The sequence below is a fragment of the Sphingosinicella sp. SM1-17 genome, assembly GCF_056821765.1.
The window spans coordinates 1,234,281-1,249,647 of the sequence record NZ_JBPDIO010000001.1; the positions used below are offsets into that span (position 1 = coordinate 1,234,281).

The following is a 15,367-nucleotide window of genomic DNA, read 5'->3' on the forward strand; positions in this document are numbered from 1 at the left end:
ATGGACGAGACCGCCAACCAGCCTTCCGCCGAGCCTGCCCGAGCCGCCGCCCCCGAGGCCGACAAGCCGAGCGGCAGCGAGGCCGCAGCGATCCTGCTGATGATGCTCGGCGACGAGGAGGCCGCGGAAATCCTTTCCCACCTCGAGCCGCATGAGGTCCAGCATCTCGGCAGCGCGATGTTCGACGTCGCCGACGTCACCGAAAGTCAGGTCGAATCCGTCTTCGATACCTTCATGAACCGGGCCAAGGCGCGCACGACGATCGGCTTCGGCGCCGCGCCGCGAATCCGAACCGTCATGGAGCATGCCCTCGGCGCCGAGCGGGCAGAAACGGTTCTTGCCCGGATCACGCCTCCGACCCGAAGCCGGGCGCTGGATGCGCTTCGGTGGATGGACGCCAAGACGATTGCGGCTCTGATCACCCAGGAGCATCCGCAGATCGCGGCGCTGGTGCTTGCCCATCTCGAGCCGCCGATCGCCGCCGACGTTCTGCAGCTGTTGCCGGCGGAGATCCAGCCGGACGTCATCTATCGCGTCGCCAAGCTGGAAACCGTTACCGGCGACGCGCTCGACGAGCTCGAACGGATCCTGGTGCGCGAAGTGGCCCGGGTCTCGGCGCCTCCGGCGCCGGTTCGGGGCGGTGCCAGCGAGGCAGCCAAGATCATGACCAACCTGAAGCCTGGCTCCGATCAGCGGATCATCCGCACGCTTGGCAAGGTCGATCGCACGGTGGCTCAGCAGATCGAAGACGAAATGTTCATCTTCGATCACCTGATCGAACTGGACGAAAAGAATCTCGGCATCCTGCTCCGGAACATCGAGAACGAGATCCTCGTGGTCGCGCTCAAGGGCGCGGACGACAAGCTTCGCGAGAAGATGTTCGGCTGCATGTCCAGCCGAGCCGCCGACTCCATCCGCGACGAGATGGAAGAGCGCGGTCCGATGCGCCTCGTCGAAGTGCAGGAGGCGCAGAAGGAAGTGCTGTCGATTGCGCGCCGACTCGCCGACGCAGGAACGATCATGCTCGGCGGGCGCGGGGAAGATTATGTCTAGGCTGTTGCGCAGCGGCAGCGCGCTGGAAGCCTCCAGCGTCGGCAGCTTCGTGCTGAAGCGGGGGACGGCCGGCTTTCGCGCCAAGGGCGCGGCCGCGCCTCAGCCCGGCAACGACTTCGACGCTCCCTTCTCGGCGGAACAGGAGTCGCTTCAGGCCGAAGCTCTGGCTTATGCCCAAGGCTATGAGGAAGGCCGCCGCACGGCCGAGGAGGAACTGGCCGGCGAACGCGAAGCTGTGGCCCGACTGGCCCAGTCGCTCGAGCTGCTTCGACCGCAGCCGACCAACGCTCTTGCCCTTCTGCTTGCCGAAACGGTTGACCGGCTCGTCCGCGAAATCGTCGGCGAGGTGGACGTCGACGCTGGTCGCCTGCTCGAACGCGCCAGGGCCGCCGCGGCGCTGATCGGCGAGCAGACGGAACCGGTCAAACTCCGCGTCAATCCCGCCGATGCGGCGCTTCTGGCGCAGGCCGATCTCGACGTGCAGATAACACCGGACGGGACGCTTCAGCGCGGCATGGTCGTGGTGGAAACGCGTCAGGGCTCGATCGAGGACGGTCCCGCCGTCCGTCTCGAGCGCCTTCGGATCGAGCTCGACAAGATGGCGGCCGCGCGATGAGCCGGCTCGTCGATCAGGCCCGCGAGCTTCTCGCCTCCGTCCATGCCGGCGACGACTCGCCCCGTCGGGTGGGGCGGCTCGCCGCCTATGACGGGCTGATGCTCGAAGCGACCGGCTTCGGCCGTCCGATTGGTGCCGGAGCCCGGGTCATCACCGCAGACGGCCACTTCGCCCGAGCGGAGGTCGTGGGGTTTCGCGGCGACCGGACGCTGTTGATGGCGCTGGACGGTGAGGCCGCTTATGCCAACGGGGCCCGGGTCGAACCGGATTCGAGCGGCAGCATGGCTGAAGTCGGCCCGGCCCTGCTGGGACGAGTTGTCGACGGCCTCGGCCAGCCGCTGGACGGTCTTGGACCCGTCGCCGCGACCGACAAGTGGCCCCTCGCCGGGCGTCCGGGCAACCCGCTCGATCGAGCTCGTGTCACCGAGCCGTTCGATATCGGCGTTCGGGCCGTCAACGCCCTCCTCACCGCCGGCATAGGCCAGCGGATCGCCATCGTCGCCGGCTCGGGCGTCGGCAAATCGGTCCTGATGGGCCAGATGATCGCTGGCGCCGAGGCGGACGTGATCGTCGTCGGGCTGATCGGCGAGCGAAGCCGCGAAGTCAGCGACTTCCTCGCGACCAAACTGCCGCCGCCGGTGCGGGCGAAGTCCGTCGTGGTCGCCGTTCCGGCAGACCACGCCCCGCTGCTTCGTTTGCGGGCAGCCATGCGCGCGACGGCCATTGCGGAAGATTTCCGAGCTCGCGGGCTGAAGGTTCTGTTGCTGATCGACAGCCTAACGCGGGTCGCCCATGCCCAGCGCGAGATCGGCCTCTCGCTCGGCGAGCCACCGACCGTGAAGGGCTATCCTCCTTCGGCCCTGGGACTGATCCCGAAACTGGTCGAGCGCGCCGGAGCGGATTCCGTGACCGGCGGATCGATCACCGCGCTCTACACGGTGCTCGCCGACGGCGACGACACCGATGACCCGATCGTCGATTCGGCGCGGGCCATCGTCGATGGTCATATCATCCTGTCGCGCTCGCTGGCCGAACAGAGCGTCTATCCGGCGATTGACGTCGGCAAGTCGCTCAGCCGAGTGATGCCCGACATCATCTCGTCCGAACATGCCGCCGCGGCGGCGGCGCTTCGCCGCATCTGGTCGTCCTTCGAGGAGAATCGCGACCTCATCCTGATGGGCGCCTACGCGACGGGCAGCGATCCGATGATCGACGAGGCGATCGTGCGCCGCCCCGATCTCCTCGAATTTCTCAAGCAGGCGCCGGGCGAGCGCGTCGGTCTCGACGAATCCGTCGCCGCCCTGGTCCGGACGGTGGCGTCGTGAAAAGCCTCGTTCGCCAGCGCGCGCGGATCGTTCGGGTCAGGAAGATTCAGCATGATCTCGCAGCTTCGGCAGCGGCGGAAGCGGCGGGGCAGGTCCAGCTCATTGAGACGAACCGCCAGCGGCTCGCTCAGATGCGAAGCGAATTGCGTGCCGTGGAGGGAGTGACCTCGGGCGCCGCACTTGCACGGATCGGCGAACTGGCCATGCGCCTCGATTCGGCTCGTCAGGGGCTTGGGCGAACGCTCGACAACGCCCGGACAATGGCAGCGGCCCGCGAGGAGGCCCGCCGTTCCGCGCGGCGCGATCAGGAGAGCGCGGAAAAATTGCAGCAGGCGGCGGTCAGCGCCGCCGAACGGCTGGCGGAGCGCCGGCCCCTTCGAAGCGGGCGCTCCCGCTCGCGACTTCAGCATGATGGAGAGGGAATGTGATGGCATCGGTTCCGAACATGCGGGTTGGCCCGACGCTCGTCGCGGCCGGCTCGGGTCTTCCGGTCGAGGGAGAGGGCGGCGATCTGTTTGCAAGGCTGCTTTCGTCCACGCCGATTCTGAACGGGTCGACCGACCTAACCATTGTGCCCGAGGCGATCACCGGGAGCGACACACCGGCCACGCCGGAAGAGCCGGAGAGCGAAGGAGAGGAGATTCTCCTCGCCCTCACCACCGGAATGGCCTTTCAGCCGGTTCCCGTCGCCGTTTCGCCTGCACAGACGGTTGCCCAGGCCAATGTAGAGGAGCCCGAATTCGCGCCCGCGGGGCCACCGACCGGTCTGGTGATGTCCGGAGGCGACCCGGCTTCCGGTTCCAAAGTCGAGACGAACCCTGCGAAGCCCGGATCGAAGCTTCCCGAGCTCGTTGGGCTGTCCAATGCAGAACCGGACCAGAAGTCCGCTCGCCAAGGCTCCACCCTTCCGATCGAGTCCAGCAAGCCCGCCGTCGGCAAGCCGACCCCGGGCCCGACCGGCCCGCTCCCGGCGATGTCCGCCATTGTTCGTGAGGCACAGGCGCGGGTTGGGGAGGAGCCCCACTCGATCCGGACAGGTGATTCAGCCAGCGCCGCAACGCCTTCCGCTTCGCTCGACAAGGGAGCGCCATCGATCCCGACGCCCGCTCCGCTCGCCTCGACGAGCCACTCGCCGAGCCTCATGACGGCTTCACCCGATTTGGCGCTTCCGCCGACCTCGCGTTCGGCCGAGGTCCCGCAGCCGCAGGACGTGGCTCAGCAACTGATGGAATATGAGCTCGACCTTGCCGGGGACGGCGAGTGGCTCGATCAGCTCGCTCGGGACATTGCCCGAAGCGGCGGCTCGGAAGGGCCGATGCGCTTCCGATTGCATCCGCAGACGCTTGGACATCTCGAAGTGGAAGTCGATCAGCGTGACGGCGGTGCCGCCATCCGCCTCACCGTCGAAAGCGAAGCGGCGCGTGCCATCATTTCCGAGGCCCAGCCGCGGCTGATGGCCGAGGCGCGCGCCCAGGGCGTACGCATCTCCGAAACTCATGTCGATCTTGCCGGCGCCCGCGACCAGTCGGCCGGTGAACAGCGCCGTCACGAGGACGGCCGCCAGAATGCCACGATCAGGACCGCACGCGCAGCCGCCGGCGAAGCCGACTCTTCCGCCGAGCCGCGCGTCGGCTCCGAGAGATATGCCTAAGGAGGCGAACATGAGCAACGAGCAGCAACAGATCAATCAGTCGCAGCCGAGAAGGAAGAAAGGAAAGCTCAAGAAGCTGCTCCTCGTCTTTCTGGCCCTCATTGTGGTTGGCGGCGGCGGAACCACGGCCGGGCTCTATGCCATGGGCGTCGGCCCGTTCGCAAACGGCGACTCGGCCGAGGAGGATCCCCATCTGCCGCCGCTGGTCGTCCGTGACGGCGTCAGCGCGAGTGCGGCGGGCGAAGCCCGGCGACGAGCCCGCGCTCCGGGGGGGCGTCCCGACCCGCGGGTCTTCCAGGCCACCTATCACCCGCTCGAAGGTAGCTTCACTTCCAATCTTCGCGGCGGGGATGCCTTCGTCCAGATCGGCCTCGGCGTGTCGACCTTCCATGGCGAGCCGGTCATCCAGCATCTGCAGACCCACGAAATGGCGATCCGCTCCGCTGTCATTCTGACCTTGTCCGAGCAGGATCCGATCGAGATCTCGACGATCCAGGGGAAGGAAGCGCTTAAGGAGCAGCTAAAGAACGCGATAAACAGCGCGTTAACCATTCGGGAAGGGTTCGGCGGTATCGACGACGTGCACTTCACGAGTTTCGTCACGCAATGAGCAAGACAACGGACCTTTCAGGAGAGGAAATTTCCGCCCTGATGAGCGGGCTCGAGAAGGAGCCCGGCGGCGACCGCTCAAGCGGCACGCCGCGTCCGTTTTCCTTCGGCGGCGAAGCTTCCCGTCCGATGTCGGCGCTTCCGGTGCTCGACCGGATGAATGAGCGGATGGTCCGCCGGCTTCGCGACATCATCGAGCCCTTCGCTCGCGCCAAGCCGCGCGTGACGGTCGAGCCGACCTGCGTCCGCCCCTACGGCGACTGGCAGGCGGAGCAGGCCGAGTTCATCAGCCTCAGCCTGTATGGCTTCAAGCCGCTCAAGGGCTGCATCATGCTGGCGATCCAGCCGGAATTCGTCAGCCGTCTGGTCGACGCCTATTATGGCGGCGGCGGCTTGCCGCCGATCAGTCAGTCCAGGGAGTTCACGCCAACCGAGGAAAGCCTGCTCGGTCGCCTTGCCGAAGCGCTGATCGGCGCTCTGGCGGAGGTGTGGTCCGAGGTGGTTCCGGTCAGGCCCGCGCTTCGTTCGCGCGAAACCCATGTCGGCTTTGCCACGCTCGCCCGGGCGGACGAGCCGGTTGCAATATCGACATTCCAGCTCGCTCCCTGGACCGGCAAGCCGGCAATTATCGAGATAGTCTACCCGGTCGCGGGGCTTCGCTCGGTCGAGAACGAGCTCGCCGCAAAGGCGCATGACGATGCCACTTCGCGCGGCGTGGAATGGCGCAGCCGGATGGCTGCCGCGGTTGGCGAGGTTCGGGTCAAGGCGCGAACCGTTCTCGCCCGGCCGGAGCTTTCGCTCTCCGAGCTGATGCAGCTCCAGCCCGGCGACGTGATCCCGGTCTCGCTTCCGGCGCAGGTACCGTTGCTGGTGGAAGGCCGAAGGATCGCCCTCGGCACGATCGGCGAACATGACGGGCGCGCGGCGCTCAAGATCGAACGCATCGAACAAAGGAGGTTCGTCCAGTGAAAGAGGGTCAGGAGATCATCGAGGCGGGACCGGCCGACGGCTCGGCGTTCAATCGCCGCAATTACGGATTGCTCGCCGACATTCCGGTTCGGCTCTCGGTCGAAGTCGGAAGCACGGCGATGCGCCTGTCCGAGCTGATGGACCTCAATGAAGGCAGCGTCGTCGAACTGGATCGCCAAAGTCACGAGCTGCTCGACATCATGGCCAACGGCACTCTGATCGCCAAGGGCGAGGTCGTGACCGTCAACGGACGTTTCGGCATTCGGGTGGTCGAGGTCGTCGCGGCCGAAGCTGGTGCCGCCGGTGTCGAGCGCCGCCAATGATGACCGCCTATATCCTGAAGCTGCTTTTCCTCGTTCCGCTGGTCGCGGCGCTCGCGTTCGGCGCGCTCTGGCTGTGGCGCAAGGTGCAGCCCGGAATGGCTTTCGGGCAGCGGGAGCGAGCGGTGAAGCTGGTCGACGCTTTGCCGATCGGTGCTACCGGTCGGCTCGCGGTCGTCGACTTCGCCGACAAGCGCCTGCTGATCGCGGTTTCGCGCAACGGCGTGCAGCTGCTCGCCGAGGGCGCTCAAACCCAGGTGCCGGCCGATGCCTGAACTGCTCCGCGCCTCGTCGCTGCTGAAGTTCGCTTCGCTCGCGATCGTCCTCGTCCTGCTGGCGGTGCCGGATATGGCGAGCGCAGCCGTCGCAGCCCCCGCTGCGGGTGGGCAAACCGGTGCTCTCGACCGCGCCCTGAATACGATTTCGGGGGACGGCCGGCCGCTGTCGCTCTCGCTTCAGATCCTGATCCTGATGAGCCTGCTGACGGTTCTGCCGTCGATCGTGCTCATGATGACCAGCTTCACCCGAATCATCATCGTCCTGTCGATCCTCCGTCAGGCGATCGGGCTTCAGCAGACGCCGCCCAATCAGGTGCTCGTCGGGCTGGCGCTGTTTCTGTCGCTGTTCGTGATGCGTCCGGTCGTCGATCAGATCAACGAGGTGGCCTACACGCCCTATGGCGACGGCCAGATCTCGATCGAGGAAGCGGTCTCGCGCTCGGGAACGGTGCTTCACGGCTTCATGATGCGTCAGACCCGCGAGAGCGACCTTCGCCTGTTCGCCGAACTGGCGGGCGTGGAACGCTTCTCCTCGCCCCAGGCGGTTCCCTTTTCGATCCTCCTGCCCGCCTTCGTGACCAGCGAGCTCAAGACCGCTTTCCAGATCGGCTTCCTGATTTTCCTGCCCTTCCTGATCATCGACCTCGTCGTCTCATCCACCTTGATGGCGCTCGGCATGATGATGCTTTCACCGACGATCGTCTCGATGCCGTTCAAGCTGCTGCTGTTCGTGCTTGTGGACGGTTGGGCCCTGACGATGGGTTCGCTCGCGGCATCCTTCGCCGGAGGTTAGCGCCATGGTCGCCGACAATCCCGACTATTTCATCGGCGTTGCTCAGCAGGCGCTCTGGATCCTGGCACTCGCTTGCGCGCCGATCCTGATCCCTGCGCTTCTCGCCGGCCTCGTGCTCGGGATGGTGCAGGCGGCGACCTCGATCAACGAGGCGACTTTGAGCTTCGTTCCGAAACTGATCGTGGTTGCCGTCTGCCTTGCCCTGTTCGGGACCGCGATCCTGATGCTGCTCGCCGACTTCACCCAAGACATCTTCGCCCGGATCCCCGAGATTACGCGATGATTCCGGCCGGCTTCGCAGGAGTCGAGGCGCAGCTCTGGTTGTGGCTCGTCGCCATGATCCGGCCCGGCGCGGCTCTCCTCGCTGCACCGGTCTTCGGCGCCACCTTCGTTCCCGTGCAACTGCGGCTCATCGTCGCCCTTGCTCTTGGCATCCCCGCGCTCAGCATCACCGGCTTCACTCTGCCCGATGACGGACTTGTCTCGGTGGAAGGATTCCTTCTCGTCGCTGGCGAAGTCATGGCGGGTCTTGCGATCGGCTTCGCCGTCCAGATCGGCTTTTCCGCGGCCCTTGTTGCCGGCGAACTGATCGGAAATGCGATGGGCCTCGGCTTCGCGGCGATGATGGATCCGTCGAGCGGCCAGAATAATCCCGTGCTCGGTCAGTTCCTTTCGATCCTTGCCACTTTCCTCTTCCTGTCGATCGGCGGCCATCTGGCGCTCGCCGCCACCATCGTCGAAAGCTACCGGGCTCTTCCGCCGGGGGATGCCTGGATGACGGCAGAAAGCATTCGCGGCCTCGTCTTCTTCGGCGGAGTCCTGTTCGCTGCCGGCCTCTCGATCGCCCTGCCGGTCGGCTTCGCCATCGTTCTGGTGCAGGTGGTGATGGGCATGCTGTCGCGGTCGGCACCGCAGCTGAACCTGTTCGCGGTCGGTTTCCCCGCCGCATTGATGGCCGGACTTGTGCTGCTTGCCATCGCGGCGCCGGTCATGGGCGAGGGATTGCTCGGCGCGATCCGTCTCGGTCTCGAGGAATCGCGCCGGCTGGCGATGGGCGGCTGAGCCATGGCCGACACGCCCGATCAGGACCAGAAAACAGAGGCTCCGACTCCGAAGCGCAAGCGCGACGCGTCGGAAAAGGGCGATGTTCTCCAGTCCCGCGAACTCGGGACCGCACTGGTCGTGGTCAGCGGCGCGATCTGGCTTGCCCTTGCCGGACCGATGACTATCGATGCGCTCGGAACGATGGTCGTGGAAGGCTTGACCTTCGAGGCTTCGGATCTACGCAATTTCGATCCCGGGGCGGCGATCCTGCGGCTAGTGGGAATCGTCCTTCTTCCGGTCGCCTTATTGTTCGCGCTGACTCTGGTGGCGGCAGTCGCAACGCCCGCCATGCTCGGTTCGCTCGGCTTTCGCGCCAAGGCCTTCGCCTTCAAGGGCAACAAGCTCAATCCGCTCAGCGGGATCAAGCGCATCTTCGGACTGCAGGGGCTTATCGAACTGGCCAAGTCCATCGCCAAGGTGCTTCTTCTCGGCTCCCTCGGCATCTGGCTGGTGATGAGCGAGGCGCGTTCGCTGATCGGCCTCAGCTCGAGCGACCTTCGGCCCGCGCTCGCCAATGTCGGCAACACGCTCGTGCTCGCCGTGCTGATCATGGGTGCCGCTCTCGTCCTCATCGCCCTGATCGACGTTCCGGCCCAGATCGTCCAGCGCACCCGGCGCCTGCGGATGACCAAACAGGAGATCAAGGACGAGCACAAGCAGACCGAGGGCTCTCCGGAGCTCAAGGCCGCCATTCGCCGGCGTCAGCACGAGGTGCTTCGCAACTCGGCCCGTGGAGCGATCGCGGAAGCCACGGTGGTGCTTACCAACCCGACCCATTTTGCCGTCGCGCTGCGCTACAAGCCCGGCGAGGATGCCGCGCCGATCGTCATTGCCAAGGGACGCGGAGCCACGGCCGACGCGATCCGCGAGCTGGCGGCCGAGCATCAGGTGCCGATGCTCAGCTATCCGCAGCTTACCCGAGCCCTCTACTTCACCAGTCGGCCTGGACAGGTGATCCGCGAGGACCTCTATCTGGCGGTGGCGACGATCCTCGCCTTCGTCTTCAATCTCGAAGCTGCGCTCGCGTCCGGTGCGAAGCCGCCGGTGGTCGACGTTCCGCCGGATGTGCGCTTCGACGCTCAGGGCCGGCCGGAGGCTTAAGGATGGAGCAGAGGCGCCGTTACCCGTCTGAAGGCAGATTGGGGACCATGCGTGGCGAACGAGAGGGCGAGACTATGCGCTGCGCTGGACGAGATCGAAGAGCTGATCATCGCCGCGGAGCGCGGCGGCGCCCCGGTGGACCCCTGGGTCGAACAGGTGGCGCTGGAACTGCGTGCCTCGATCGCCCGGGATCAGGCCGAAAGCGCCTTGGAAGTTGCGGGACTGATACGCTCCGAGCCGGCCCGATCGCTTGGCGCTCAGTCGCAACTGGCGGCCACCGCACTGCGGATCCTCAAGAGCTGAGAGCCGCTAAATTTCAGGTGCGGTTGGCCGTTAAATTCATGAGACGGAGGCACGGCCAATGACAAGCTCGATCGGAAATGCGCTCGGCATCGGCTCCGGAATCGACATCAAGAAGCTCGTCGACGATCTCGCCGCGGCCGCCAAGGGTCCCAAGGAAGCGCTGATCAAGAGCCGTGAGGAGCTGAACTCGGCCAAGGTCTCCAAGCTTGCCGAAGTGAGCCAGGCAATCGACTCCTTCGCCAGTGCGCTGACTTCGCTCATCTCGAGTGGAAGCCTGTTCAGCCAGCCGAACATTTCCGACACCGGCATCTTCACCGGGTCCGCCATTCCGGGATCGCGCCTCGGAAGCCTTTCCGCCTCGGTGGAAGTGGTGCAGCTCGCCCAGGCCCAGACCGTCTCCTCCGCGCTTCTGCCCAGCCGGACAGACCCGGTCGGCCAGGGGGAGCTTACCCTTCAGACGGCAAGCGGCACCTTCACCGTCACGATCGGTCCCGACAATGACAATCTTGACGGGCTCGCCAAGGCGATAAACGACTCCGGCGCCGGTCTTACCGCAAGCGTTCTCACCGACGCTTCCGGCGCGCGACTGGTGGTCAAGGGTGCCACCGGCGCAGCGCAGGCCTTCACGATGAGCGTGCCCGACGGCACCGCCTCGGGCCTCGAACGGTTCACCTATGGCAGCGGTGTTCCGGGCGAGATGACCCGCAACGTTCAGGCCCAGGACGCGATCGTGCGGCTCGACGGAGTCGAGGTGACCCGCACGTCGAACAGCTTCAGCGACCTTATCGAGGGCGTGAAGATCGATCTCAAGCGCGCTGCCCCCGGAACCATCGTTTCCGTCGGAGTCACCCGTCCGACAGCGGAGATCGAGCAGGCGGTTCAGGATTTCGCCTTTGCCTATAACGAGCTTCAGAAGCTGATCGCCGAAGCCACCGCTCCCGGCACCAGTGGTAGCGGCGGACCCCTGAGGGGAGACCTGGCGGTCCGCGAACTGCAGCGCCAGCTTGCCAAGATCCCGTCGACCATCCTGACCAGTCAGGGCACGGGGCCGCAGACGCTCGCGGAACTTGGCGTTCGCACCAATCGGGACGGAACGCTCTCCGTCGACACGTTCCGGCTCAAGGAGATCCTCGCCAACGATCCGGACGGTGTCGAGGCAATGTTCAACCCGTCGCAATATACCGACAATCCGCTGATCCAGATCGGAAGCCTCGTCGGCAAGGTGAAGCCGGGCGTCTACACGATCACCGACGTGCTTCCTGACACCGGAAGCGGCGCCAGCGGCAAGATCGACGGCGTGGATTTCATTTCCTCGGGTGGCGATCTCGTGGCTCCGCCGGGCCACCCTGCGGTCGGTCTCATCCTCCGTGTCGGCGGAGCCGTCGGCAGCGCCACGGTGACGATCGACCCCGGCCTGGGAGGTGCGCTGCAGTCGCTGCGCGATTCGCTTCGCTCCCGCAGCGGTGTCTTCGCGACCGCCCAGGAAAGGCTCGCGGCCGAGGCGAAGAAACTGGCCGAGGAGCGTGAGGTGATGGAGCGACGGGCGGAGAAATATTATAATCAGCTGCTCACGACGTTCAGTTCGATGGAGCGGCAGGTCTCCTCCTTCCAGGCGACCCAATCCTACCTCGACCAGCAGATCAAGATGTGGACCAACGACCGCGGCTGACGCGGCCGACCGATTCGAATTGGGAGTAAGTGATGTTCGTTCCCCGGGGACAGTTCGGCGCCCGTGCCCAGTACAAGAACGTGGACCTGACGAGCCGGATCGAAGGCGCCAGCCCTCATCAGCTGGTCCAGGTCATGTTCGAGGAGTTGCTGAAGTCGATGGATGCGATGATCGTCGCCGCCCGGCGCATTGATTATGTGCAGCGCGGGCAGTCGCAGGCCCGTGCCCTTTCCATCCTCACGGCACTCGAAACCAGCCTGGATTTCGAAAAGGGCGGGGAAATCGCCACCGGACTTGCGGCCATCTATCGCGAAGCGCGCCGGCTGCTCGTCGTCGGCGGAGGAAGCAACGATGTGGAGGCAATCTCCAATGCACGCACGATGATCGGCGAGATCGCCGGCGCGTGGGAGGCGATCGGCAGGAGCGATCGCTAGCCGTCGGCTTCAGGCGGCCTTGAGCTCGTACTTGCGCAGTTTCTCGATGAGCGTCGTCCGCTGCAGCGACAGCAGGCGCGCCGCATCGGCGATCACTCCGCCCGATAGTTCGAGCGCCTGCTCGATATAGCGGCGCTCGATTTCCGCGAGCATGGACCGAAGCGCCACCGGCTGACCATGGTCCAGCGGCGGCAGTGAGTCGCCCTCCGCGGAAGTCCCCGCCTGCGGCCGGAGCGGAACGACTACCGGTTCAGCCGGAGCCATCCGGTCGGTCGCCTCCCAAAGGGCGGCGCGTTCGGCGGCGCTGACGCGACCGCGACGCATCATCAGCGCGGTGACCTGCTCGGCACCGACGATCCGGCCGCGGAACAGGATACCTGCGCGTTCGACCAGGTTGCGGAGTTCGCGGACGTTGCCCGGCCATTTGTGGGCCACGAGGCGGTCCATGGCCCCCTTCGAGAAGGTCACGCCACAACCCTTGTTTTTCGGTTGAGCGAGGAAATGGCGGACGAGCAGCGGGACGTCCTCGACCCGTTCCGCGAGCGGCGGGATGTCGATGGGAAAGACCGCTAGGCGGTAGAAGAGATCCTCGCGGAAGCGGCCTTCGTCGATGGCGCGGTCGATGTCGCGGTGAGTGGCGGCAATGATCCGGGTGTCGACCGCGATCTGGCCGCGACCGCCGATGCGCTGGACGGAGCGCTCCTCGAGGACCCGGAGCAGCTTCACCTGCATTTCCGCCGGCATGTCGCCAATCTCGTCGAGGAAGAGGGTGCCGCCATCGGCTTCTTCGAAGCGGCCACGATGCTGTGCGTGAGCGCCGGTGAACGATCCCTTTTCGTGACCGAACAGTTCGGATTCCAGCAGGTCGCGCGGAATGGCGCCGCAATTGACGGCCACATGAGCCTCGCCGGAGCGGCGGCTCTCCTGGTGGATCGCACGGGCGACGACTTCCTTGCCGCTGCCCGAAGGCCCGGTGATCAGCACCGAAGCGTCGCTCGGCGCGACCTGGCGAACGAGATAGCGGATTTCAGCGATGGCGGGACTGTCCCCGACGATCAAGGCGTCGGCAGGGTTGCTCGGCCGAAGCTCGCCAGGGGCCGCGACAGTCGGACAGGCATTCCCCGCAATGTGGGATGAAGCTTGCGCAGGCACTTGGTTCCCCCCGAAGGCAATGAACTTGTCGGGCTTGTTGATGAAGCCAAATGGTTAACGGCGAGCTAATGGTATTTACGGTTGGCGAGCCGATTGCCGCTCGCACGCGTCAGCGCGCTCGTTCGCCGCGGGGGGATTCCTTGCGCTCAGCGGTTAACCAATGCCGCGGCCGGACCGGCAAGACGTGGGGAGCGGGGCCCGGAAGGCGCCGGGGCCCATGCGAAGGCGCGGATCCACTCGTGATGGTTCATGCGTCGGAGATCGGCTGCCGACCCCTTCGCTTCTCGCCTGATTTCAGAAGTCGCCGCGAAGCGTTCTGACCTCATCGTCCCGGCCCGTCATCTCCCAGCGGATCAGGGAAATCGGAATCGCTCCGGCGGCTCGGAACTGATCATGGAAGGCGCGAAGGTCGAATTCGTCGCCGAGCTGCATCGAGCGCTCCGCGAGAAGCCGTTCCAGCTCTACCTTGCCGATATAGTAGCCGATGCCATAGCCGGGCTGGCGCAGATAGAGTTCGATGTCGAATTGCGCGATCGAGTCCCCCGGGCGCATCCATCGCGGCGTGCGGCTGATCAGCGAGGCATTGGCTTCGGCCCACGTCCATTCATTGGCCTGCATCCGAAGCTCCGGGACGACCCGGGCGGCGCGCTTGGCGCCGAGGATATAATCGATCTCGCGGGTTCGGGGGCGATCGTCGAGTAGCCCGGCCTGCAGGATCATCTCTTCCAGGTAGAAGGCCCAGCCTTCGTTGCGGACTCCGTCGACGAAGAACAGCCGGCGCTGCCCCCTGATGGGCCGGGCATCCCGCGCCGCCTGAAGCTGGTCGAAGGCGTGTCCCGGCAGATTGTGGGCGCGAAGCGGCAGTCCGTCCCGAAACTCCGTCTGGAAGAAGAAGTGGACGCCTTCCGGATCGTCGAAAAGGCCGGGGCGGCTCGGATCGCGGTCGGCCGGCAGGATATAGGGACCTTCCTCGGGATCGTGCCGGACATAGTCGGGGATAGTCACCCACTCACCGTCCCTGAGGAAGGCGAGCAGTTGATTGTCCTCGCGCTCGCGCTTGGCGTCGAATTCGGCGCGGGTCCGAACCATCGGCAGTTCGGGGAGGCCACGATTGCGATGTTCCTCGATCCGCAGGAAGGCGATCATTCGCTGATACTCGCGCTCGCCGATCGTTTCGATTTCCCGAGAGGTGTAGGGAAGCAGCAGCACGTGGCGCAGGTACCAGTCGTAATTGTCGCGCCCGACCCCGCCATGGGCGGGCAGCGATCCCTCAATGCCTTCAAGCCAGGCGAGGAAATCCGCCGCCGCATCCCGCGCCCGGAGGGCGGGCTCGACGAGTTCAGGATGGTGGTTTCGTGCCGCCTCGGCGAGACGAGCAAAGACATTCACCTCGATCCGCTTCTGCTGGATGCCCAGTCGCGCCAGATCACCGCGCGGGTCGGTAAGATTGGCTCTGGCCTGACGCAGCGCTTCCGGAACGGCAGCGAGCCGCGCGCCCAACGCGGCAGCCTGATCCGCCGCAAGGGGAAGCTCCGGTATGCTGAAGGCGCCATGCATCTTCGGCCCGAAGCCGAGATTGGTGGTGCTGTAGAAGGCGGGATCGCGCCTCCAGGGCTGCACCACCCGATGCTGGAACTCCAGCCCCCGCATCTCCGCAAGCACCAGCATGTAATCGACTCGATACGGAATGGGCCATGCGCTGTCGTCGATCGCGCGCAGACGCGCCATGAACTGCTGCAGCCCTGAATATTGGCTTGCCATGGCTGCGGGCGAGTAATCCGGAACGCCGTCCCGCATCATCGGGGGAACGAAGGCCCGGAAGTCTCGATACAGCGCAACTAGCGCCTCATAGCCGGCCGGCACCGGCTGAACGGCGCCTGGTGCTGCGGGCGCAGCCGGAGCCCCCGTTTGGGCGGCCGATGGACTGGTCGCCAGCAGCAGAGCGATCATCGCCGATCGAAGGGCCCGTGAATTGACCATGTCTTTCCTC

General features: G+C 65.7%; 18 protein-coding genes. 16 read left to right on the plus strand and 2 right to left on the minus strand.

The features are described 5' to 3' along the window. Genes fliG through ACRYLT_RS06350 form a run of 16 tightly spaced genes read left to right on the plus strand, consistent with a single transcriptional unit; the run spans position 1 to position 12,225 of the window. Complete coding sequence (fliG, locus tag ACRYLT_RS06275) at positions 1-1,053, plus strand: flagellar motor switch protein FliG (protein ID WP_482663245.1); 1,053 nt, start codon at positions 1-3, stop codon at positions 1,051-1,053. Further along, a complete protein-coding gene (locus ACRYLT_RS06280) occupies positions 1,046-1,669 on the plus strand; it encodes a FliH/SctL family protein (protein ID WP_482663246.1) in 624 nt (207 codons plus the stop codon). The genes fliG and ACRYLT_RS06280 overlap by 8 nt, the downstream gene beginning before the upstream one ends. Further along, entirely contained in the window at positions 1,666-2,994 is a 1,329-nt protein-coding gene (locus tag ACRYLT_RS06285; RefSeq protein WP_482663247.1) for a FliI/YscN family ATPase, read from the plus strand. Before ACRYLT_RS06280 ends, ACRYLT_RS06285 begins: the two co-directional genes overlap by 4 nt. After that, on the plus strand, positions 2,991-3,422 hold the full coding sequence (locus ACRYLT_RS06290) for a hypothetical protein (protein ID WP_482663248.1): 432 nt from the start codon (positions 2,991-2,993) through the stop codon (positions 3,420-3,422). The genes ACRYLT_RS06285 and ACRYLT_RS06290 overlap by 4 nt, the downstream gene beginning before the upstream one ends. Then, positions 3,422-4,645 (plus strand): flagellar hook-length control protein FliK, encoded by a 1,224-nt coding sequence (locus ACRYLT_RS06295; RefSeq protein WP_482663249.1) that lies wholly within the window; start codon positions 3,422-3,424, stop codon positions 4,643-4,645. The genes ACRYLT_RS06290 and ACRYLT_RS06295 overlap by 1 nt, the downstream gene beginning before the upstream one ends. Before the next feature lie 10 nt (positions 4,646-4,655). Then, on the plus strand, positions 4,656-5,255 hold the full coding sequence (locus tag ACRYLT_RS06300) for a flagellar basal body-associated FliL family protein (RefSeq protein ID WP_482663250.1): 600 nt from the start codon (positions 4,656-4,658) through the stop codon (positions 5,253-5,255). After that, positions 5,252-6,223, plus strand: a complete 972-nt coding sequence (locus ACRYLT_RS06305) for a flagellar motor switch protein FliM (protein WP_482663251.1) — start codon at positions 5,252-5,254, stop codon at positions 6,221-6,223. Before ACRYLT_RS06300 ends, ACRYLT_RS06305 begins: the two co-directional genes overlap by 4 nt. A gap of 14 nt (positions 6,224-6,237) precedes the next feature. Next, complete coding sequence (gene fliN / locus ACRYLT_RS06310) at positions 6,238-6,546, plus strand: flagellar motor switch protein FliN (protein WP_482665407.1); 309 nt, start codon at positions 6,238-6,240, stop codon at positions 6,544-6,546. Further along, positions 6,543-6,818, plus strand: a complete 276-nt coding sequence (locus tag ACRYLT_RS06315) for a FliO/MopB family protein (RefSeq protein WP_482663252.1) — start codon at positions 6,543-6,545, stop codon at positions 6,816-6,818. The genes fliN and ACRYLT_RS06315 overlap by 4 nt, the downstream gene beginning before the upstream one ends. Continuing rightward, the gene (gene fliP, locus ACRYLT_RS06320) at positions 6,811-7,614 is read left to right on the plus strand and encodes a flagellar type III secretion system pore protein FliP (protein ID WP_482663253.1); all 804 of its coding nucleotides are present in this window, start codon (positions 6,811-6,813) and stop codon (positions 7,612-7,614) included. The genes ACRYLT_RS06315 and fliP overlap by 8 nt, the downstream gene beginning before the upstream one ends. 4 nt (positions 7,615-7,618) lie before the next feature. Beyond that, positions 7,619-7,897 carry a flagellar biosynthesis protein FliQ gene (gene fliQ, locus ACRYLT_RS06325; RefSeq protein ID WP_482663254.1) on the plus strand — a complete coding sequence of 93 codons (279 nt, stop codon included), beginning with the start codon at positions 7,619-7,621 and terminating at the stop codon, positions 7,895-7,897. After that, positions 7,894-8,676 carry a flagellar biosynthetic protein FliR gene (gene fliR, locus ACRYLT_RS06330; protein WP_482663255.1) on the plus strand — a complete coding sequence of 261 codons (783 nt, stop codon included), beginning with the start codon at positions 7,894-7,896 and terminating at the stop codon, positions 8,674-8,676. The genes fliQ and fliR overlap by 4 nt, the downstream gene beginning before the upstream one ends. A 3-nt stretch (positions 8,677-8,679) precedes the next feature. Next, positions 8,680-9,819: a flagellar type III secretion system protein FlhB gene (flhB, locus tag ACRYLT_RS06335; RefSeq protein WP_482663256.1), complete on the plus strand. Its 1,140-nt coding sequence runs from the start codon at positions 8,680-8,682 to the stop codon at positions 9,817-9,819. Positions 9,820-9,870: 51 nt separating this feature from the next. Next, positions 9,871-10,122 carry a hypothetical protein gene (locus tag ACRYLT_RS06340; RefSeq protein ID WP_482663257.1) on the plus strand — a complete coding sequence of 84 codons (252 nt, stop codon included), beginning with the start codon at positions 9,871-9,873 and terminating at the stop codon, positions 10,120-10,122. A 58-nt stretch (positions 10,123-10,180) separates the two neighbouring features. Next, positions 10,181-11,791 (plus strand): flagellar filament capping protein FliD, encoded by a 1,611-nt coding sequence (gene fliD, locus ACRYLT_RS06345; protein ID WP_482663258.1) that lies wholly within the window; start codon positions 10,181-10,183, stop codon positions 11,789-11,791. 32 nt (positions 11,792-11,823) lie between these two features. Continuing rightward, positions 11,824-12,225 (plus strand): flagellar export chaperone FliS, encoded by a 402-nt coding sequence (locus ACRYLT_RS06350; RefSeq protein ID WP_482663259.1) that lies wholly within the window; start codon positions 11,824-11,826, stop codon positions 12,223-12,225. A gap of 9 nt (positions 12,226-12,234) precedes the next feature. On the opposite strand, the gene ACRYLT_RS06355 is transcribed toward ACRYLT_RS06350, so the two are convergent. Beyond that, positions 12,235-13,377: a sigma-54 interaction domain-containing protein gene (locus ACRYLT_RS06355; RefSeq protein ID WP_482663260.1), complete on the minus strand. Its 1,143-nt coding sequence runs from the start codon at positions 13,375-13,377 to the stop codon at positions 12,235-12,237. Positions 13,378-13,671: 294 nt separating this feature from the next. Next, positions 13,672-15,357 (minus strand): DUF885 family protein, encoded by a 1,686-nt coding sequence (locus ACRYLT_RS06360; RefSeq protein ID WP_482663261.1) that lies wholly within the window; start codon positions 15,355-15,357, stop codon positions 13,672-13,674. Positions 15,358-15,367: the final 10 nt, after the last annotated feature.